This is a genomic window from Nonlabens sp. (assembly GCF_018401815.1).
Taxonomy (GTDB): domain Bacteria; phylum Bacteroidota; class Bacteroidia; order Flavobacteriales; family Flavobacteriaceae; genus Nonlabens.
Map to the genome: position 1 here is coordinate 143,077 of NZ_JAGYKG010000004.1, position 23,407 is coordinate 166,483.

The following is a 23,407-nucleotide window of genomic DNA, read 5'->3' on the forward strand; positions in this document are numbered from 1 at the left end:
CTTTAGATTTAAAAACATTTGTTCATGACTAAAAGATGCAATTCCCTACTGTTATTAAGTCTGTTTATTTGCTTACTGCATAACTATTCATTCAGTGCTAGTAGTTCTAAAGACGAGGAATGTCTTATAGATACTATGTTTGTTAATGACACTGTACTTTCTGATGCTACTAAATATGTTGATATTTCAGCAGCACCTCTTACTGTTTTTGATAGAAATTATTCAATAAATCTGCCACCAATAATTGATTTTACATTTTCAAGTAATAATGTTTGTTCAGGTCAAACGATATCTTTTACTTCTACGGTTACGGGTAACAATCCTTTTACTTATGCCTGGGATTTTGGAGATGGGTCAACTTCTACTTTGGCAAACCCTGATCACTCTTTTCAAGCCTCATTGGGTTGTGGTTCAGAAAACTTCAATGTTACACTAGTTGTAACAGATGTAAATAATGATACTACAACAATTTCAAAACCTATAACGATTGAAAAGATACCAGATATTAGTTTTGAAGATGTGAATGCTGGCTTCGGTGTGCCATTTGAAAATTGTACTCAAGGTCCTGTAAATTATACAGTTACGGTAGGAAACACTTCCAACTCAAGTAGTTGTATAACTTCTTATTCTATAAATTGGGGTGATGGAACTTCGGCAAGTAATGTGACATTTCCACTCTCACATACCTATCAAACTCTAGGTTTGTTTAATATGGTAATTAGTGGAGTGGGAAGTAATGGATGCCAAGCTCAAAAAGTCTTTGTAGTCAAAAACTCTAGTAATCCTCAAGGAGGCCTTTCGTCTCCAGGGTCTACGGTGAATTTATGCACGCCTATGAGCCCATTACAATTTGCTATTACCCAATGGGGTACAAATCCGATTGATGCTATTTATAATGTAGATTATGGAGATGGAACCACTTTTACATTAACACAAAACGATTTAGTTTCGTCCATATACTATGATAATACTGATCCCGTTAATTCCGCAGCGTATCCAATTCCACACGCTTATGTTTCATCTAATTGTCCGAATACTAGTTACACTGTCCTCTTAGATATCATCACGTCATGCGGAGAAAGTAATTTTACAGCTGGTCCAATTACGGTTTTTGAAAAACCAGAAGTGAGTTTCAATATTCCAGATAAAGCATGTATAAATGTAGCTTTACCTATAATTAATACTACTACAGGGGGATATAATATAAATTGTACCACTACAGCTGGCTGGTTTTGGGATATGGGAGATGGTACTACTTACACGGATTTTGAACCAATTCATTCGTATTCTATCCCGGGCACTTATACGGTTTCTTTATACGCGGAAAACTTTTGTGGAACTACAAATATTATTACTCAACAAATATGTATTGAAGCACCCTTAATTCCTGATTTTGCTTTCAGTACACAAGAGGGTTGTACGCCATTAAATGTAGCGACAACCAACAATACCGACCTCACTTATAATTGCAGCACCTTAAGTTACTCTTGGGAGGTTACCTATCAAGATGCGTATTGTGGAATAGCTCCAGAAAATTGGAGTTATGAAGGCGGCACAAATGCTACTTCTGAAGAGCCGCAATTTAATTTTGTAACACCGGGGATCTACACCCTACAAGCTACAATTTCTGGAAGTAGTTGTGGTACGGTATCGTCTGTTCCTCAAAATATTATTGTCAAAAAGCCTCCTACGGTGAGCATCAATAGTATTGCAGACTTTTGCCAAAACGGCATAAACAGTACCATTTCTCCTACTGCTGTGGTGGACCCGTGTGCTCCTGACTCTAATGATATTACTTATGCATGGAGCTTTCCTAGCGGGACGCCAGCGACATCTTCCCAAGCTAACCCTACCAATATTACTTATCCAACTTCTGGAATTTATACGGTTGCTCTTGTCGTGACGAATGAATGTGGGACGGTTACCGCATTAGATCAAACATTTGAAATCTTTCCAGAAGCAGAAATTACAGGAGAACTGACTGCTTGCGCGGGTCAAACATCACAGTTGACTGCGAGTACAAGTGGATCAAACTGGATGTCTTCAGATTCTTCTGTAGCTACTGTCAATTCTAGTGGTCTTGTAACGGGTGGAAATGCAGGGAATGCTACTATTACCTTTACCGACGACAATGGATGTAGTGATTCCGTAAGTTTTGACGTAATTCCAGCTCCTATAGTTGCAAATCAACCCATAGCTTTTCAGGAAATTTGTACAGGTGGAGTTTTAAGCCCGGTCACTTTTACTGTTGCTAATGGGGTTGGAACCCCCACATATCAATGGTATCGCAATTTAAATAATACTACTACTAGCGGAACTTTGATAACAGGGGCAACTAATGTGTCTTTTACTCCTGATAATACAGTAGTAGGCACCGAGTACTATTATTGTATAATCACATTTCCTTCAGGTAATTGCGCATCAATTCTCACCAATACAACTAGAGTTACTATTTTTCCATTGCCCACTATAACAAGCCCACTTAATACCCAAGAAATTTGTGAAGGAGGAAACGCTGTTGATTTAAATGTGCAAGCTATTGGTGGTATAGGAAACCTTTCTTATCAGTGGTTTTCAAACGCTTCTAATACGAATACAGGTGGAATTTCCATACCCGGAGCTAATCAAGCAACTTACACACCACCAACTTTTTCAACTGTTGGAACATTTTATTATTACGCTGTAGCTACCTATGATGGAAGTGGTTGTGGAAGCGTAGCTTCCAATGTAGCATCTATTAATGTCGTTGCAGATCCTATTGTTACCACTCAACCATTACTTACTCAAACCCATTGTCAAGGAGCTAATGCTACCGCACTAAACGTTGCTGTCGCTAATGGATTAGGAACTCCAAGCTATCAATGGTATTCCAATACGACCAATTCCAATACAGGAGGTTCCCTATTGGTAGGACAAATTAACGCTAGTTTTACGCCACCTACTACTAATTTAGGCACCTTATATTATTATTGTGTGATTACTCAAAGTATTTCAGGCTGTGAAACCACAAGTGATACGGCTGAGGTGATCATCGTGGCGGCTCCCCTAATAACTTCTCAACCCATACCAGACCAAGATGTTTGTTTAGATGGCAATTCCACGAACAATGCACAGTCCCTTCAGGTAGCCTTTACAAATGGAGCTGGTACAGCTAGTTATCAATGGTATAGCACTACCACAAATGCCACTATTGGCGGCAGTTTGATTGTAGGAGCAACAAGTGATACGTATGTACCTCCTACTGATGCAGTGGGGGAGTTATTTTACTATTGTGAGATTACTTTTTCGCTAGGAGGTTGTAGTTCTATCTTTTCTAACACGGCTCGAGTTGAAGTACATCCGTTGCCTATAATTTCAACAAACCCTATCAATACTCAGGACATTTGTGAGGGAGGGACAAGTCAAGTGCTAAGCATTTCAACCTCTGGAGGTTTTGGAAATGCTACTTATCAGTGGTACAGCAATACTACAAATTCCAATACAAGCGGTGGGACCGCTATAGCAGGAGCTATTCAGCTTTCCTATACACCACCCGTATTTACTGCTCCTGGAGTTTATTATTTTTATGTAGAAGCTATTTTTGACGGTACAGGTTGTGGTTCTACTCTTAGTGACGTAGCCACTATTAATGTTGTCAATGACCCGATCATTACTACTCAACCTCAAACATCTCAAACTCAATGTCAAAATGCTGCAGCTGATGATTTGGTCGTAGCTGCGTCAGGCGGGATAGGTTCTTTAATATATCAATGGTATTCTAATAATACCGCATCTAATACAGGAGGAACTCTTATCGCAGGAGCTTCGTCTCCTGCTTATACTCCTCCTACAGGTACTGTTGGAACAGTTTACTACTACTGTGTGATTACTCAAGCAGCTTCCGGATGTGAGGTGACTAGTAATATATCAACTGTTGAAATTGTTCCATCACCTAGTATTACAACACAACCAAATCCGAATCAAGAAATTTGTATTAATAGTACTTTAGCTGCTTTAAACATTTCCTTTACTAACGGTGCAGGTACAGCAACCTACCAATGGTACAGCAATTCTTCAAATAGCACTACAGGCGGAACACCTATTAGCGGTGCAACTAGTAGTTCCTATACACCACCTAGTAGCCCTGTAGGCGAGTTGTTCTATTATTGCGAATTACTTTTTTCACAAGGAGGTTGTAGTTCTATTTTTTCTAATACGGCAAGAGTAGAGGTGTATCCACAACCAACTATTGTTACACAACCTTTAACGACACAAGATATTTGTGAAGGCGGGATGATCATGCCGTTAAACATAGCAGTAACTGGAGGAACAGGAACTATAACCTATCAGTGGTATTCTAATACAAGCAATTCCAATACTGGTGGTACTGCCATCTCAGGAGCTACTGCAGATGCATATACGCCGTCTGTTTTTAATACGCCGGGTAATTTTTATTTCTATGCAATAGCTACTCTAGATGGAATAGGTTGTAATGCTGTATCTAGTCAAGTAGCTGAGGTAAAGGTTGTCCCTGATCCAGAGGTGACAGCACAACCTCTTGCAAATCAAACACACTGTCAAGGAGCCATCCCAAATGATCTTACGCTAAGCATAGCCAATGGATTGGGAACCATCAGTTATCAATGGTATTCCAACTCAGTCAATGCAAACACAGGGGGTACTGCAATTGCAGGAGCTACTACCGCAACCTATGTTCCACCTACAACAGCTGTGGGAATAACCTATTATTATTGTGTAATTACACAAGACGTTGCTGGTTGTGAGGTGGTGAGTGCTACTTCTAGAGTAGAAATAGTTCCTGCGCCAACGATTACTACACAGCCTGAAGCATTACAAGAACTCTGTTTGAATGGGACGGTAAATTCGCTAAGTGTTGCTTTTACCAATGGAACAGGAACCGTAAGTTATCAATGGTATAGCAATACGGTAAATGACACGTCTTCTGGAACTATAATTTCTGGAGCAACTATGAGCTCTTACACGCCACCTAATACTCCGACAGGAACTGTTTTTTATTATTGTGAATTGACGTTCTCTCAAGGAGGATGTAGTTCTATAGTAACAAATACAGGCCAAGTGAATATAGAGCCACTTCCAACCATTAGTGCACAACCTGCTGTGATACAAGATATATGTGAAGGCGGGATGATCATGCCATTAAACATAGCAGTAACTGGAGGAACAGGAACTATAACCTATCAGTGGTATTCCAATACGACCAACTCGAATACTGGTGGTACTGCCATTTTGGGAGCTACTTTAGACTCTTATACACCACCTGCTTTTAATACGGCTGGTAACTTTTATTATTACGCGGTAGCTTCTTTAAATGGAACAGGATGTGGAAATACTGCTAGTGATGTGTCGGAAGTAAACGTTGTACCCGATCCAGACGTGACGGCACAACCACTTGCATCACAAACTCATTGTCAAGGAGCAGTTCCTAATGACTTAAATGTGGTAGCAGCAAACGGTACAGGCACCTTTAGTTATCAATGGTACACTAACTCAACCAATTCCAACACTGGGGGTACCGCTATAGTAGGTGAGACCAATGATACTTTTACACCACCTACTGCAGCTGTAGGAACGGTCTTTTATTATTGTGAAATAATACAATCAGGTGAAGGTTGTAATGCTCTTAGTGATGTTGCCGAAGTCATTGTAGTGGAAGCACCTATCATTACCTCTCAACCTATAATAGATCAAACAGTCTGTATTAACGGTATGCCAGATCCGCTCACCTTAGCTTATGCTAATGGAACAGGAACTCCTTCTTATCAATGGTACAGCAACAGTGTTAATGATATTACCACTGGAACTCTAATAACGGGAGCTACTTCTAGTACCTATAACCCTATTGCAGACACTTTAGGAGAAACCTTCTATTATTGTGAGATCACCTTTTCTCAAGGAGGTTGTAGTTCTATTTTTTCAACAACAGCTAGAGTAGAGGTCGTACCTTTACCGACGATCTCTTCTCAACCTTTAGTGACACAAGAATTGTGTGAAGGAGGTATTATTATGCCATTGACTGTTGCTGTTCAAGACGGAACAGGTGTCATTACATATCAATGGTTTAGCAATTCAAGTAATTCTACTTCTGGTGGAACCTTGATTGCTGGTGCTGATCAAGATTCTTATACTCCGGCTACTTTCGTGACAGCGGGAACCTTTTATTTCTATGTGGTAGCAACACTTGATGGCATAGGTTGTGGATCAACTACGAGTAATGTTGCAGAAGTCATCGTTAGACCTGACCCTGATATTAGCATGCAACCGCTGCCTACTCAGACGCATTGTCAAGGAGCAGTTCCTGATGATTTAATTGTTGCTGCAGCAAATGGAACAGGTACATTTAGTTATCAATGGTATCAAAACACTTCCAACTCTTCTATCGGTGGAACGTTATTAGCAGGTGCAAATGGAGTGAGCTTTACTCCAGATACTAGTGTGATAGGTATTACTTATTATTACTGTGAAGTTACACAGACCGGAATAGGATGTGATGTTACTAGTGATGTAGCTAGTGTCGAGATTGTTCCTGCTCCGTCATTTTCGATCCAGCCCTTAACCAACCAAGAGCTGTGTATTAACGGAAGTGCAGATGTACTGACTGTTGCTTTTTCAAATGGAACAGGAACAGCAAGTTATCAATGGTACAGTAATACCACTGCTAGTGCTAGCGGGGGAACTGCTATTGCAGGAGAGACCAACGCTAACTTTATTCCGCCATCTGATGTATTAGGAGAGTTGTTTTATTATTGTGAGATCATGTTTTCTCAAGGTGGGTGTTCAGCGATCACATCGACTATTGCTCGAGTAGAAGTGGTTGCTGAGGCAACAATAGCTACAGATCCCTTAGGAACTCAAGATATATGTGTAGGAGGATCCATTGTGCCACTTACAGTTGCCGTTCAAGATGGTGCGGGATTAATCTCTTATCAGTGGTATTCTAACACAGTCAATTCAAATACAGGAGGAAGCCTTATTTCTGGTGCTACTATGGATACGTATACACCTCCAGCGTTCACCACATTTGGGAATTATTACTTTTATGCAATAGCTTCCTTCACAGGTAATGGCTGTAGTTCCATTAGCAGTGCAGCAGCTGAGGTTATAGTAATAGAAGATCCGATGGTTTCTTCCCAACCCATTTCCAATCAAACCCAATGTCAAGGAGCTGCTTCAGATGATTTAGTAGTTGTGGCAACTGGAGGATTAGGAAGTTATTCGTATCAGTGGTATACTAATAATTCCAACTCTAATAGCGGTGGAACACTAATCACTGGTGAGACTTCTGATACCTTTACTCCACCTACAAATACGGTAGGGATCGCTTATTACTATTGTGAAATTGTCCAAACTGGTCTAGGCTGTAATGTTACCAGTGATGTCAGTGTGGTGGAAATAGTTCCAGCACCTATGGTAACTGTTCAACCTGTTGATAGTAATGTATGTGAAGGCGATACTGTTAACTTAATGAATGTAGCTTTTAGTAATGGTACAGCAACGCCTAATTATCAGTGGTTCAGTAATTTGTTAGACAGTACCACTGGTGGAACTCCTATTACTGGAGCGACTTCCAGTTCTTTCCTGCCACAAAACACGATTCCAGGGACTACCTATTACTACTGTGAAATTACGTTTACCACTGGTGGTTGTCCACTTATTGTTTCTGATACGGCAGAGGTGATTATTTCTCAGTTTCCAGTGATTCAAGATCAGAATTATGTGGTTTGTACGTCAGAAGTATTTACTATGGATCCTAATCAAGGAGGAGTGAATACAGTTCCTTCTAATACAGAATATACTTGGACAATTATAAGTAGTACTCCTACTGGTGTTGTGAATGGGGCCACTTCAGAAGTTACTCCGCAGGCTAACTTTACTCAAAACTTGACAAATACGACCGCACAAATAGGAACCGTGGTCTATGCTTTGAGTCCTATTGCTGGAATTTGTACAGGAAACAATTTTACCGTAACTATTGATGTTTTTCCAACCCCGCTAATAGACTTTAGTATTCCAGACCAAACGTTATGCAATCAATTCTCAACAGATTTGGTGATGCTCTCCTCTGCTTTACCTGGAAATATTACGTACAACTGGACGGCAAATGTACCTGTTGGAATCTCTGGGGTCACCTTAACCGGAACTGATACTATTCCTGTGCAAACACTTGTAAATAGTACTACAAATCCGCTAACAGTCACGTATACCGCTACAGCTACTTTTAACACAAATGGTTCTAGCTGTGAAGGGCCGCCAGCTGTTTATGCGATTACCGTTAACCCACAGATCAACGCAAGTGCTACACTCTCTGATTATAACAGTTTTAACGTTAGTTTCTTTGGAGGTAGTGACGGTGCAATAGACCTTTCTGTAAATGGAGGGTCTGGCCTGTATTCCTATTCTTGGACGGGTCCCAATGGTTTTGCAGCGACTACTCAGGATATCAACAATCTAGCAGCTGGCGATTATACAGTAGCTATTGATGACGGTGTATGTCCACCAGTACTCCTCAATTTTACTTTGACACAACCACCAGAATTGTTATTTGAGGAAGATCTAAGTGCGCATGTGGACTTGGTTTGTTTTGGAGATTCTGATGGAGCACTTGGTATTGTTATTACTCAAGATTCTGTAGCGCCTTATACGTTTGAAATTTTTGATAGTTCAGGAACTTTGGTAACAAGCATCATCAACATGTTTGGTCCTACACAAGTAGTTACTGGTTTATCAGCTGGAATATACACGGTGCGTATCACAGATGCAAATGGAAGAGTAAAAGAACTTACAGGTTTAGAGATTCTTCAACCGGACGATATGGTCATTACTAATATACAAACGCCAATCACCTGTTATGGAGCAGATGATGCCACGATGACCATAAGTGTTAGCGGTGGGAATGGTGGGCCGTATACGGCGGCATGGAGCAATCTTGCCACAGGGTTCTTTCAGGCAAACTTAGGTTCTGATAATTATGATATTACTGTAACAGACCGTTTGGGATGCACAAAGACCGCAACATTTTTTGTTCCTGAAGCGCCTATTTTTGACATCAGTCCAGTGGTGACAAATATCTCCTGTACTGGAGCAAATGACGGAAGTATAGCACTCAATTTTATTGGAGGTTTACAACCCTTAACACTGACATGGAGTGATGGTAGTACTGCTGGTGTGAACAGGAATAATCTAGCACCAGGAATCTATTCTGTTACTATTGAAGATGGAACACCTTGTTTTATAAATGAAACTTTTACTATTGTAGAGCCATCACCACTTGTAGTAGATGGAAGCAGTACTAATGCTATAGATTGTGACAATGCAACTACGGGTGCCATCAATGTCATCGTATCTGGAGGAACACCGCCTTTTACCTATAGCTGGTCTAATGGAGCAACCACTGAGGATTTAGATAACATTACATCAGGTAATTATCTAGTTACTGTGACTGACAGTCAAGGTTGTACTGAGGATAGAAGTTTTACGATAACCAGACCTTCACCTATTGAGCTTTCTGTCATCGATAGCATTGATGTAGATTGTGCAACTAACAACGTTTCTCAAGATTTTGTCGCAGCTGTTTCTGGTGGAGTCCCGCCATTTGTTTTTAGCTGGTCCAATGGGAGTGTTAGTGGTGCCAATAATGAATTTATGTCCACTGGTCAAAATGGATTGATTACACTTACGGCAACAGATGCCAGAGGTTGTATTCAAACCTACAACTTTGATGTTGCGTTACAAGTTATAGGAGATCCTGGTTTTTTAAGTGATTCTATAGGGTTCTCTACATATGGGGAATACTCTATTCAAGATCCCATACAGTTTACCAATACAGCTACAGGAGCCCCTTTATCTATTTCTTGGGATTTTGGAGATGGTACGTTCTCCACCGAAGAGAATCCAATACATAGTTATGTGACTGCTGGTCAGTATACCATTATTCAAACGGTTACCTATGAATACGGATGTGTCAAGACCTTTGTCATCACACTTTTTATATCCAAAGGATACAAATTGATCATGCCTAGCGCATTTACCCCTAATGAAGATAATTTGAACGATAACTTTAGACCACGACAAGAAGGATTAGAAGAGTTGGAATTTAATATTTATGATACTTGGGGTTCTCTTATTTTTTCTGAATCTGGGGAGACGATCGCTGGATGGGATGGTTTAATCAATGGAAGAGAGGCTGAAAACGGGAATTACTATTACCAATTAAATGCCAAAACATTCTTCGGAGAACGTATTACTGCCGAAGGTCCATTCATAAAAATAGATTAAACATAATGAGAAGTATACTAATTATTTCTGTTTGTATTTTAGGTTTTGTACCCACTGTAGATGCTCAAGATCCCATATTTACTCAGTATTACCTATTCCCTGAAACATTAAATCCAGGGTTTACTGGATTTCAAGAAACAACCAAAGCTGGGGTGTTGCATAGAACCCAATGGCCTGACCTTAATTTTAGGGTAGATAGTGACTACGCCAATTTTAATACTTGGGTTCCTTCCATGAATAGTGGAGTGGGCGTAAATGTATTGAGTCAGCGAGAACGTTTTACCAACTTCAGTCTCACGCAGCTCAACCTGGCCTATGCCTATAAAGTAAAGTTGACAGACGAGTGGGATTTTCGACCAGGTATTGAAGTTGGTTATGGGTTCAAGTCATTTAATTTCAATAACCTTATTTTAGAAGATCAGATCGACTTGACTAATGAAACCATCAATCCAATTTCTATAGATAATTTAAATCCTAATGATCAGGTTTCTTATTTAGACGTCAGTGCATCGCTGCTATTTAATAACGAAGATTTTTGGATAGGAGCTTCTCTCAAACATTTGAATAAGCCTAATATTTCTCTTGCACCTGGAGGTAATTTACCTCTTAATTCTTTGGCTGCTATTACTGCAGGTTATGAATTTAAACTAGCAGATTATTTAGATTTAACATTCTTACCGTATTCTACAAAATTAATGATCACCGCAAATTATATGCAGCAAGGCGATTACAATAGGTTTGATTTCGGTTCTTTATTCATAGTTGATTTATTTTATTTTGGAACTATAATGGCGACTAATCCTAATCGCAATACTTCCAATTCACATTTAATTACTTCAGTTAATTTATTAGGAGGGCTTCAGTACGAGAATTTTAAATTTGGTATTTCTTACGATGTCAATGTATCGGAATTAGGTCGTACAGGCGGTATTTACGAGTTGTCGGTTATTTTTACTGTAGATCAAAACGCCAGATGCTTCGGATGTCCTTTATACCAAAGAATTTAGTAAAATCTATCCTACAATTAACAACTACAGCATAGTTTAGAGCGCGCCCATTTTGGTCGTAAGGCATTATCTTTATAGGATAATTCACAGTTAATGGTGATTGGTATGAATATACTAGGGAGTTGTGAATTGCTTTCAGGCATTATCTTTACAGGATAATTCACAGTATGGTAATTATGCTAAAGATTGGAGTTTTTGTTGTGAATTGCTTTCAGGCATTATCTTTACAGGATAATTCACAGTATACATTCCAGTAGGAGCAAGGTAAGAGCGGTTGTGAATTGCTTTCAGGCATTATCTTTACAGGATAATTCACAGTAAATGTTAAAAGTCCAGTTTATTCATTTAGTTGTGAATTGCTTTCAGGCATTATCTTTACAGGATAATTCACAGTAGTTACTTCATTGATACTGATTGGAGTTTAGTTGTGAATTGCTTTCAGGCATTATCTTTACAGGATAATTCACAGTTACTTTAAAGTAATTAGAGATGTGTATTTTGTTGTGAATTGCTTTCAGGCATTATCTTTACAGGATAATTCACAGTCTTGTTTTGTCTTGGACAAATTCAATCCCTGTTGTGAATTGCTTTCAGGCATTATCTTTACAGGATAATTCACAGTTCCAATTCTTTTGCCAGTTAGTCCATTTGTGTTGTGAATTGCTTTCAGGCATTATCTTTACAGGATAATTCACAGTAACACTTTCCTTTTCAGCCTTAAAGAATGTGTTGTGAATTGCTTTCAGGCATTATCTTTACAGGATAATTCACAGTGCAGCAACTCCTCCTAATACTCCGACTACTGTTGTGAATTGCTTTCAGGCATTATCTTTACAGGATAATTCACAGTTAAATGTTAAAAGTCCAGTTTATTAAGTTAGTTGTGAATTGCTTTCAGGCATTATCTTTACAGGATAATTCACAGTTATCTGCGCTTTAATTCGTCATAATTATCAGTTGTGAATTGCTTTCAGGCATTATCTTTACAAGATAATTCACAGTAGTTACTTCATTGATACGGATTGGGCTTTAGTTGTGAATTGCTTTCAGGCATTATCTTTACAGGATAATTCACAGTTAATGGGGCAGTACAACGTACAAGATAGCGGTTGTGAATTGCTTTCAGGCATTATCTTTACAGGATAATTCACAGTCTTCCAGATGATTTGATGCGTTACTACGGCGTTGTGAATTGCTTTCAGGCATTATCTTTACAGGATAATTCACAGTCAAAAGAATTTTTTAACCAATAAGCATTATGTTGTGAATTGCTTTCAGGCATTATCTTTACAGGATAATTCACAGTGATTTACCCGATGAGATTATAGAAGCTTAGTTGTGAATTGCTTTCAGGCATTATCTTTACAGGATAATTCACAGTTTGCGTGTAACATTCCCCATTACCCATACAGTTGTGAATTGCTTTCAGGCATTATCTTTACAGGATAATTCACAGTCCTTCGACTTTGCCATATCGCAATATGCTAGTTGTGAATTGCTTTCAGGCATTATCTTTACAGGATAATTCACAGTAGACAATCCACTAATTACGCAGCAGTCTTTGTTGTGAATTGCTTTCAGGCATTATCTTTACAGGATAATTCACAGTATAGCAAAGGTTACTAAATGGGCTGGGATAGTTGTGAATTGCTTTCAGGCATTATCTTTACAGGATAATTCACAGTTGTCGTAGTAATATTGTATATCTGACTTCTGTTGTGAATTGCTTTCAGGCATTATCTTTACAGGATAATTCACAGTTTCTTTGACTGTCTCTCTATGGTTCAAATAGTTGTGAATTGCTTTCAGGCATTATCTTTACAGGATAATTCACAGTTTTATCGATGCTCACACAGATGAGGTTTTAGTTGTGAATTGCTTTCAGGCATTATCTTTACAGGATAATTCACAGTTGCCCAAGTTGTGGGGCTTACCTTGCGGCAGTTGTGAATTGCTTTCAGGCATTATCTTTACAGGATAATTCACAGTTTCATATTAGAAATCTGAGATTGCACGCTAGTTGTGAATTGCTTTCAGGCATTATCTTTACAGGATAATTCACAGTCCCTTGCCTTGTTCGTGGTGTCCTATTACTGTTGTGAATTGCTTTCAGGCATTATCTTTACAGGATAATTCACAGTCTCGCATTCCAGAGCAAGAGCTTGCAATAGTTGTGAATTGCTTTCAGGCATTATCTTTACAGGATAATTCACAGTAAATTTCACCTAGCTTCGACGGTGACTGTTGTTGTGAATTGCTTTCAGGCATTATCTTTACAGGATAATTCACAGTGTCTTCATGCACTACTAACGAAAAACTATAGTTGTGAATTGCTTTCAGGCATTATCTTTACAGGATAATTCACAGTAAGCCAGTTCAAAAGATTCTTTTAAAGAAGTTGTGAATTGCTTTCAGGCATTATCTTTACAGGATAATTCACAGTATAGTATCTTGCTTCCGCTTACTTTATTTAGTTGTGAATTGCTTTCAGGCATTATCTTTACAGGATAATTCACAGTAATCTTGCACCAACTTCTAATATTAATATAGTTGTGAATTGCTTTCAGGCATTATCTTTACAGGATAATTCACAGTGAATGTTAAATCCTATTGATACACCATCAGTTGTGAATTGCTTTCAGGCATTATCTTTACAGGATAATTCACAGTTACTAGTTTTGAAAGGGCATGGCAAGATAAGTTGTGAATTGCTTTCAGGCATTATCTTTACAGGATAATTCACAGTCAATTATTCCAACTTTTGAGGGTGGTTATAGTTGTGAATTGCTTTCAGGCATTATCTTTACAGGATAATTCACAGTCTTTGAATGCACGCTCAAACGGTTTCGTTAGTTGTGAATTGCTTTCAGGCATTATCTTTACAGGATAATTCACAGTGCTTCTTACTTTTATAACTAAACGGAGTGTGTTGTGAATTGCTTTCAGGCATTATCTTTACAGGATAATTCACAGTTTAAGTTTATGTTTTGTATATCCACTCCTTGTTGTGAATTGCTTTCAGGCATTATCTTTACAGGATAATTCACAGTGAATAAAACATATGTTTACCGTACAATTTAGTTGTGAATTGCTTTCAGGCATTATCTTTACAGGATAATTCACAGTTTGAAAGTTAGCGTAATCTAAGCCAGAGCCGTTGTGAATTGCTTTCAGGCATTATCTTTACAGGATAATTCACAGTTTTTAGTATCCGTTTAAGTTTACTGTCCATGTTGTGAATTGCTTTCAGGCATTATCTTTACAGGATAATTCACAGTTCAATAGTTGCATTTTGGTCTTCGTGAATGGTTGTGAATTGCTTTCAGGCATTATCTTTACAGGATAATTCACAGTTATGTGCTTTCGGTATTAAAGCCCAATCTAGTTGTGAATTGCTTTCAGGCATTATCTTTACAGGATAATTCACAGTAGAAACAGAGCTTGACAAAGGCAAAGATGAGTTGTGAATTGCTTTCAGGCATTATCTTTACAGGATAATTCACAGTGTGCTTACCAATATGGATAACACCGTAAGAGTTGTGAATTGCTTTCAGGCATTATCTTTACAGGATAATTCACAGTCGATGGATAAAAGGCTTTAGCGATGTTTTAGTTGTGAATTGCTTTCAGGCATTATCTTTACAGGATAATTCACAGTTACTAATTATATACATACTACTTACCTTGAGTTGTGAATTGCTTTCAGGCATTATCTTTACAGGATAATTCACAGTAAAAGGGGACAAAGAACACGTAGAGTATTTGTTGTGAATTGCTTTCAGGCATTATCTTTACAGGATAATTCACAGTTTTTGATCTTCGTGAATGTACCCCGAAGTGTTGTGAATTGCTTTCAGGCATTATCTTTACAGGATAATTCACAGTCGTAGACATCACAAGTAACGGCGACACGCGTTGTGAATTGCTTTCAGGCATTATCTTTACAGGATAATTCACAGTATACATTCCAGTAGGAGCAAGGTAAGATCGGTTGTGAATTGCTTTCAGGCATTATCTTTACAGGATAATTCACAGTAACTTGCAAAGCAAGAAGCTCTTGTTGAAAGTTGTGAATTGCTTTCAGGCATTATCTTTACAGGATAATTCACAGTGATTTTATAAACATTTATAGAAATTCTCGTGTTGTGAATTGCTTTCAGGCATTATCTTTACAGGATAATTCACAGTGAACCTAACGATGGGAACGGCGACGACCTTGTTGTGAATTGCTTTCAGGCATTATCTTTACAGGATAATTCACAGTGTCAACATGGTAGGGGGTTGGTTCTTACCTGTTGTGAATTGCTTTCAGGCATTATCTTTACAGGATAATTCACAGTAGTTTTTTAAATACAAATAATAGAAAGCCTGTTGTGAATTGCTTTCAGGCATTATCTTTACAGGATAATTCACAGTCGCTACGCTTTGAATTGGCAGCGTTGCACTGTTGTGAATTGCTTTCAGGCATTATCTTTACAGGATAATTCACAGTCTACTTTATCCAAATCAGATAGGCAAGCCGGTTGTGAATTGCTTTCAGGCATTATCTTTACAGGATAATTCACAGTCGTTAAGTTGTTTTTAAACCATGCAGATGTGTTGTGAATTGCTTTCAGGCATTATCTTTACAGGATAATTCACAGTGTATTTCAAAACTGGAGGTTTGGCGAGTTTGTTGTGAATTGCTTTCAGGCATTATCTTTACAGGATAATTCACAGTAGAAACAGAACTCGACAAGGGAAAAGACGAGTTGTGAATTGCTTTCAGGCATTATCTTTACAGGATAATTCACAGTACATGCTCTTTAATGTCTAAATCCTTTACTGTTGTGAATTGCTTTCAGGCATTATCTTTACAGGATAATTCACAGTCTACAAAGTCCTGATCCCTTCCTAGTAGTTGTTGTGAATTGCTTTCAGGCATTATCTTTACAGGATAATTCACAGTATAGAATCGTAAGAGTGCTTAAAGAATCTAGTTGTGAATTGCTTTCAGGCATTATCTTTACAGGATAATTCACAGTATACCCAGTATATATTGCTGGGTATCTGTGTTTTATACAGCTACCTAGAAAAGGTAAAAGAGGTTGTTTTTTAAATGTAGACGTAGGATTGTTGTTCGTTTTTGAGATCCTAAATAGTAATTGCAGCCATCGCACAACCTCTCTCTAAAACCTTTGCAGCAGCTTTTATGGACGCTCAGTCGTATCTTTATGGAAACCCGCAGGTCATATCGCTTTGGTTCTCTGTGTTTGATAGATGTTCTTAGGAAAGGTTTTTAATGACTTTAAATCATTCTCAACTCTGCTCGAACTGACATTTTGTAGTTCTAGAATAATTCTAATTGCTGCTCTCCTGTTTCTTTTTCTATTTCCTTTTTACCATGAAATAACTCCATCATACCAAATTGCTTATCGGTAATTTGCATGATGCATACCTTTCCTTTTTTAGGTAAGTTGTTTTTAGTTCGCTTAATATGGACGGTGCTGTTTTCTCGGCTAGGGCAGAAGCGTAGGTAAATAGAGAACTGAAACATATTAAAACCATCGTCTAGCAGTCGTTTTCTAAAACCACTAGCAGCTTTGCGTTCGAGTCGGGTTTCTGTAGGAAGATCAAAAAATACGAGTACCCACATAGATCGATATTGATTGAGCGTTTCCAGATGATTCATGTTGTTTCATTTTTTTTACATATTCAAAAAATTTCCTTGAAATTCTGGATATTTAATCTTGCGGCTGCTGCCATAAAAACATTCCCAAAGGGAATTGGTAGTGCGGCTCATGGCGTTCATTAATGGACTGTTTCTCCCATCTATAAAAACATCTATGGCAGGAATCATTAATAATTGCGCTTTGAGATCTGTAGAAACTTCTTCTATGTCAGCCCCACGTTGTACCATTTCCCAAATGATGTGGTCTACAAATGGGCGGTAAGGTTCCATAATATCATCTGCTAGAGTAAAAGCATTGTATTTATTTGAATGAAAGATTCCTATACTGGGTAACAAGCCGCTAGAGATCAAAGCTCTTGCGGTAACGGCTCTTAAAATCGCATAACCATAATTCAATAAGCCATTGGGTGCGACTCCTTTCTGGTTTCTGCTAAATTCAGGAAGCTCAAATAAATTTTGAAAATAAAACGCAGCAGCTAGGGCTTCTTGGTTATCATGATCAGCCGTTTTCACTTCTTTGGCATAACGTTCTAGTCGCAATGGATTTTTTCCTAGTTTTTTAAAATGTAGTGCTTGGTTTTCAATTTTAGCTGTTACTGTTTGCTGCCATAGGTTCTTTTTAAGCGGTACGCTGGCATTTAATTGATGCCGGTAACGCTCCGTTTGCTCGCTATGCCCTTGCAAAGGTTGTAGAAAACCAGTAGGTAAATGCTGCGCATTACAAGTGACCACAGCGGTTTTATTATCTACCAGTTTTCTAATCAATCCTGTGGTTATCGTGATTTGAGGATGTTCCAACACAATATACCCTAGATCTTCAATAGGGATGGTTTTTTGTTCCCGACTTTCATCGGGAAAAGAAACGACCAGTTGGTCGTTTTTAGTACTGAGATACGCTGGATTACCAAAGAATAGGGTGCGTTTTATCATTTTATTTTAATACTCTCCTATATGAACAATTTTGCCAATATGGTTTAATCTCACTTTTTTAATATCAGATAAATGATTAGCGGTTTGTATCCTCTTGTACGCAAAATCGATATTATTTGTTACTTCTGTTTCATAGTGATGTCTAAACCAATAATCTTTACTTCCCATTTTTTGAACTCTAAATAAATTTGCACTTATCAATTTTCTATTTTTATCATCCATTAAATCAATTTCCTTAGGATCAAATTCTTCACTTGGGAAAACAAACATCTCGTTTTGTTTCATGGTAAATAGAAACTCCAAACCCTCTTCTTGTTGGTAAGTTTTATCAATTATAGGGAGACCTTGATTGGACCTGATAACCGCTTCATATAGGGAAACTACTTTTTCCTGTAACTTATCCTTACGATCTTTATATATAGCTACATGATGATTATTTCCTAAACTCACATAGTCCGCAGGTATTTTGATACTGTTTTCACCTATTAAATCATTACCTAAGTGATCTTTAGCTGTATGCAAAGGCTCTGCATTTGTGACTCCTGTGATAGTCACTTTTTTTATAGCAATACCTCTTTCTTCATTTTGCCAAATAGGATTTTTTTCAAGGTTTGAAAAAGCTTCTTTAGCATTGTCACCATATTCTTTTAACCTCTTTCTCAGTATTTCTTTTGTGCCGTTATCTACAACTTTGTCAATTTTTAAATCGGGTGCAACATCTTTTCTTATGGTATAAATTTCTTTATAGCAAAGAACGTCTGTTAGCGGTTTGTTATGCCATAATAGGGGGTCTTCATTAAAGGTCTTGCCATCAAATGCTATCTCAGGATTATCCTTGTATTTTTTTAAATACTCCAAGACTAGAATTTTTTGTTTTTGATCAATAATTTGTTCCGCTTTAGCGAAAGCAAATTTTTTATTAAGTTTAGTGGTCTTGACTTCTGGAGTCAAAGATTTACCGTATATAGTTTCCTTATGCAACTGACCTCTAGGAGTAAGAGATATCTTCCTGTTGTAACCACCTTCTTTTTTTGTTTTGTTAATATTCTTTGTAACGACTTTGTTTTTCGCCTTAAAGGAAATGAGTATTTCTTCTAAGTTGGTTTTTGCTTGGCTTCTAAAGTTAGGGAAGGGTTTTATATAGATCCTTTTGTTTTTACCATTTTTATTTACGACCAGCTTGGTAATCTTATTTTCTATTCCTAATATAAGCTTGTGTTTTTCATGAAGCTTGTTTTTTCTAGCGTTAAGATTATTGATGTATTGAATATGACTAACCGTGGTAAACGCCACAGCAAGAGCGTCCATCGCGTGATGGCGGTGGTCATTTCTTTTGGTCCAATCTTGTATTTTCTCTACCTCCTTGCCATGCTTGCGTTGCTCCATTTCTACAAGACCCAATGCTCTGTACTTATCTAGATTAAGTTCTTTTAACACATTGATAATTCCCCATTCCTCTCGTAATTTATCAGTAATCATACCTGTGGTAGGGGTAACGGTTTTGCAAACTTTTTCTAAAAGTGTTCTAGATTTTTTTGCTATATACTGGCTGTTTCTAAGGTCACGTTCTATAAAACCTTCATTAATATCTCCAGCAGCCTTGAGCAGTTTATCTCGTTTAGCCTTAGTAATAGCGCCCTTTCCTTTATTATAGAGGGCTTCAACCCTTTCCTTATAAACTTCGATATCCTTACTTTTATCTTGACTTATAAAGTCCATGGCAGTGCGGTTAGCTTTTTTTAAATTAACCTCGCGGTATGCCAGTGTTTTATTTGAAAAGGAATCGTCATAGACCAGGGCTTTGGGAATAATATGCTCTATGTCAATTTTTTTACTGAATAAATCTTCCTTTGAAATATAAGTGTCAGAAAAAAGTGATTTATAGCCTCTTGAAGAGAGTTCTTCCCAAAGTTTATACTTAACTACATCATTTTTTGTAGGTGTAAACCCAAAATCTTTCTGAATAGTTTTGGCAATGTCTTGATTTAGTTTTGTTGCAGTGTTGATGTACTGGGTCATCCTCTTACGCTCTTCTGTTGACTTTTTGAGTTCGCGCGCAAGTTCTATGCGTATCTCGTCGGGTTTTCCATAGGTATCGATAACCTGATTAACTAGATTTACTACTTGATTAAGAATTTTCTCTACCACAGGGTTACGTAGGCTGTTTTTACTTATTAGTTCTAGTTTGTCTGCTAATATTCTATTGTCGTTTTCTTCCTTATTTAAGCTGCTGGAATGGTTGTAACCTGCTAAATCACAAGCCTCATAATAATCATGACCTTCCATAAGATGTGGCATTATCTTCCGAATAGCTCTAGAAGAAAGACTTCCATAATCGTTGGGAAAGGAAATATTGCTTAACATTTTGGCATATTCTGGCTTAAAGCCATATTTAAGATGTAGTTTCTTTCTTAATGCTACATCTTGATTTCCATAAATGAGTCGATCATCTTCCTGTACTTTGCCACCATCTCCTGCAGAGTAGAGTAGGTGCCATAACTCTAGATTCTTCTGACTGCTGTATTCATTTCCTTCTATTAAAGGGTCAAAACCTAATATGGCGTTATCTATTCCTATATCGTTAAATACAACTTGTAGTTCTTCCCAAATCTCTCTTGAAGTTTTTTTGCTCCAGTCGTGGCCATAACCCTCTCTAGTAGCAATGGTTTGATAAACATCGAGTAGCTTTTGATTGGTTGTGTTTGCATTAATGCCCTCCTCGAAATTACATTTCCAGTCCTTTGAAGAAAGCCCTAGTAGTTTTAATACTTCTGTTGTGCTTATTTTGCCTTTTGAGTTTGCTTTTGAATTTGCTTCGTTAAACAAAAGTTCTCTGTCTTCTTGATCTATTTTTAATGTAACTAACTTTTTATCAATAATGAGATCTTCTTTTTTTAATTCATCAATATTTTTCCCGATATACTTGAACTCAAGGTCATTGATGTTTTGCCAGATTTTAAATTGTTGGAAAAGCGGTGAAGATTTAGGAATTACTCGATGACCTACGGTCCTTTTTCTAGTTTTTTCTTTAATCTGATCATAATATTCCTGTTCCCAACTCTCAAATATACAATGGCTTAACAGTCCTTTTTGTGATTTAAGGGGTCTTTGATAAAAGATAACGACATCCCTGATTTCTGACTTTAATTCTTCAGAAAGCTGTTGGTAAAACGCAGCTTGAGTATTCCAAATGAGCTCAAATTCGTCAAGGTAATCTTGTCTATAAAAGACTTGGTTTTTAAGTGGAGTATGAGGATCTTTTTTGATTTGATCAAACATGTATTCGCCTACAGTAATTTTATCAGTATACAAGATTTTGCTACGATCACTAATTTTACCTAGATAGCCGCTTGTGCCGTTAATATCATTGTTAATTTCCTGTAGCGCAATGGCAAGTTGTTCTAGATCCAGCTGTTCCTTAAGCCCATCTTTTCTAAATTGGTACTTTAGTAAACGCTGTTCGTCTTTAGAACCTTTCAAGTATTTACCTTCTATTCCAAAAGGTTTGGAACAAATAGTCCATGTCTGACCTTTATTTTTATCTTGTAGTTCTAGGAAAAGGTCTTCAGTAAGTAACTCAGGGTAATACAGTTTTTGATTTTTCCAAATCGCTGTAAACTCACTTTTTAAATCTGAAGGATAAAAATCAGGAATATGTTTTTTCTTATTTTTTAATAAACTAAAAGTGTATTCACCTGGCGTAAGTTCATCTTCATATAATATTTTTGCTACCGCCATTCCATCTACCGCAACACCATCACTTTCCTCTTTTGTTTTTCGGCTACTTTTATAGCCACGTTTTTTATTGATGGCAAGAAGCACTTTTGAGAGATCTTCTAAGGCTATTTTTTCTCTAGCTGCTTTAGCTCTTAAAAACAAGGTTTGATGAGTTGTATTCTTGCCTATTTCAGTCAAGGCAGTGTCATTCTTTATAAAACTATGATCTTTTAATATTCCTATTAAATTATCTCTGCGTAGCTGAAAGCGATCTAGATTTCTTCGAGCTCCTCTTTTCAAGGTTCTATCAGCATTAGTTGAAATAGGTTTTCCTCCTTCAAAGTTGATTTTTTCATCTACCGACAGAGGATTGACTCTTACGCCAAGCTTAATAATTTTTGAGTTTTCTCTATTTTCAGCTTCTTCAATCAATGCCCATCCTATACTCGTTGTGCCTAAATCCAGTCCTAATATTTTTTTCATAGTTCATTTTAATAAGAAGCATTAAATGTACTAACAATAAAAAGAGAACTCTTACGGTTTCCCTTTATATTCTTTAATAAAATTATTCTTACCTTTACAATCTGAAAGCAATTCACAATAAGGATTATTCCGTTGTGAAAACATTTAAAGCGGTGCACCCATGGTGCATCGTTTTTTTTGTTGATAGTTTTGATCATGCTGGCCCTACTAATTAATGTGGACCAACAAAAAGTTGTGAACAAAATAGGTCTTTTTTAATAAATCATGAATTTGAATCAAGGCAAAACAGTTGTGCAACATGAATAAAAGGAGACCCTAGACTTAACGGACTTTTTAACCGCTAAAGCTCTATATACTACAACCTACATAAGAGCGCGCCCGTTCTGGTCGCAAGGCATATCATTTTTCAAATTTTGGCTGCTCGTCGTATGGGTGTTGAAGTAATTTATAAACACCTTGGTCAGCCTTATCTCTAACAGCTGTGAGATTGTAGGTTCTCAAGACGTATTTTGTAGTCTTGCTCCTTTTTTCTATTCTCGCTTTCGCGAAAGCGGAGTCGTCATCATCAGTTTGCTGCACATCAAACACCAGTCGCTCTAAATAAACTTTTAACCATTGCAGCCAAGTACTAATTGAGCCTTAAAAAGTAAATAGGAAAACCAAGAGTTTCTTCTTTTTTAATAAGCCTAAACCCAAATTTCTGATACATTTGAGCATTGTTTATGGATGCCGCATCTATGATGACGGGTAGCGTGTTGTTCTTATATTTATTTCTGAGTTTTATCATTAAACGGACAGCAGTCCCCTTACCGTCAGATTCCCTTTTAACCCCAAGTATAACCGGTCTTATATGTTCTTCTTTAGGATAGTTTTTATGTGCTATGTGCTGCCTTTTTATCACACCAAAAATACGTTCTATACCTATACATGTAAAGGCCATTTTAAGGTCTAGAATGATGGTTCTAAAAGTGATTTTTTCTAGGTGAGGGAATTTCAATAAGATACATGCTTGGTCATTATCTGATATATAAACTTCTCCAAAAAGTAAGGCTCTTTCAAATAAGTACTCCATTAGCACCTGCATGCGCTCTGTTCTTTTTCGATCTTGTTTTACCACAAGATTTATAGAGTTTTCTCCTTTCAATGGTAAAAAGGCAGAAACCAGTATTTCAGATACGAGCTTCTTGTCTAGATAAGTTGCTTTTCTCAAATTTACAGTATTATTTGGTTGGGGTAGGTAAGGTAAATGGACATCGTTTTTGGTTAGTGAATACCTCAAATATAATATTTATCTGATAGACAATAG

At 37.5% G+C, this 23,407-nt stretch carries 7 protein-coding genes and 1 CRISPR repeat array; of the genes, 2 read left to right on the plus strand and 5 right to left on the minus strand.

Features of this window, described 5'->3' with window-relative positions:
* Positions 1 to 24: 24 nt before the first annotated feature.
* Complete coding sequence (locus tag KG732_RS09095; protein WP_213522754.1) at positions 25 to 10,293, plus strand: PKD domain-containing protein; 10,269 nt, start codon at positions 25 to 27, stop codon at positions 10,291 to 10,293.
* A 5-nt stretch (positions 10,294 to 10,298) separates the two neighbouring features.
* On the plus strand, positions 10,299 to 11,300 hold the full coding sequence (locus KG732_RS09100) for a PorP/SprF family type IX secretion system membrane protein (protein ID WP_213522756.1): 1,002 nt from the start codon (positions 10,299 to 10,301) through the stop codon (positions 11,298 to 11,300).
* Positions 11,301 to 11,800: 500 nt separating this feature from the next.
* Positions 11,801 to 16,324: direct repeats of the CRISPR family, unit length 46 nt; unit sequence GTTGTGAATTGCTTTCAGGCATTATCTTTACAGGATAATTCACAGT.
* A 305-nt stretch (positions 16,325 to 16,629) separates the two neighbouring features.
* On the opposite strand, the gene cas2 is transcribed toward KG732_RS09100, so the two are convergent.
* The 5 genes from cas2 to KG732_RS09125 all read right to left on the minus strand — a co-directional run bounded on the left by cas2 (position 16,630) and on the right by KG732_RS09125 (position 23,380).
* Positions 16,630 to 16,971, minus strand: coding sequence for a CRISPR-associated endonuclease Cas2 (gene cas2 / locus KG732_RS09105; protein WP_300980407.1), 342 nt, complete (start codon positions 16,969 to 16,971; stop codon positions 16,630 to 16,632).
* Between the two features lie 15 nt (positions 16,972 to 16,986).
* On the minus strand, positions 16,987 to 17,901 hold the full coding sequence (gene cas1 / locus KG732_RS09110) for a type II CRISPR-associated endonuclease Cas1 (protein ID WP_213522758.1): 915 nt from the start codon (positions 17,899 to 17,901) through the stop codon (positions 16,987 to 16,989).
* A gap of 6 nt (positions 17,902 to 17,907) precedes the next feature.
* A complete protein-coding gene (gene cas9, locus KG732_RS09115) occupies positions 17,908 to 22,101 on the minus strand; it encodes a type II CRISPR RNA-guided endonuclease Cas9 (protein ID WP_213522760.1) in 4,194 nt (1,397 codons plus the stop codon).
* Between the two features lie 399 nt (positions 22,102 to 22,500).
* The gene (locus KG732_RS09120; protein WP_213522762.1) at positions 22,501 to 22,689 is read right to left on the minus strand and encodes a hypothetical protein; all 189 of its coding nucleotides are present in this window, start codon (positions 22,687 to 22,689) and stop codon (positions 22,501 to 22,503) included.
* Positions 22,690 to 22,729: 40 nt separating this feature from the next.
* Positions 22,730 to 23,380 (minus strand): GNAT family N-acetyltransferase, encoded by a 651-nt coding sequence (locus KG732_RS09125; protein ID WP_292891173.1) that lies wholly within the window; start codon positions 23,378 to 23,380, stop codon positions 22,730 to 22,732.
* Positions 23,381 to 23,407 lie beyond the last annotated feature (27 nt).

Bases quoted from the DNA above. Each gene is read 5' to 3' on its own strand.
- cas2 (WP_300980407.1), bottom strand. From the start codon at position 16,971: ATGAATCATCTGGAAACGCTCAATCAATATCGATCTATGTGGGTACTC.
- KG732_RS09100 (WP_213522756.1), top strand. From the start codon at position 10,299: ATGAGAAGTATACTAATTATTTCTGTTTGTATTTTAGGTTTTGTACCC.
- cas9 (WP_213522760.1), bottom strand. From the start codon at position 22,101: ATGAAAAAAATATTAGGACTGGATTTAGGCACAACGAGTATAGGATGG.
- cas1 (WP_213522758.1), bottom strand. From the start codon at position 17,901: ATGATAAAACGCACCCTATTCTTTGGTAATCCAGCGTATCTCAGTACT.
- KG732_RS09095 (WP_213522754.1), top strand. From the start codon at position 25: ATGACTAAAAGATGCAATTCCCTACTGTTATTAAGTCTGTTTATTTGC.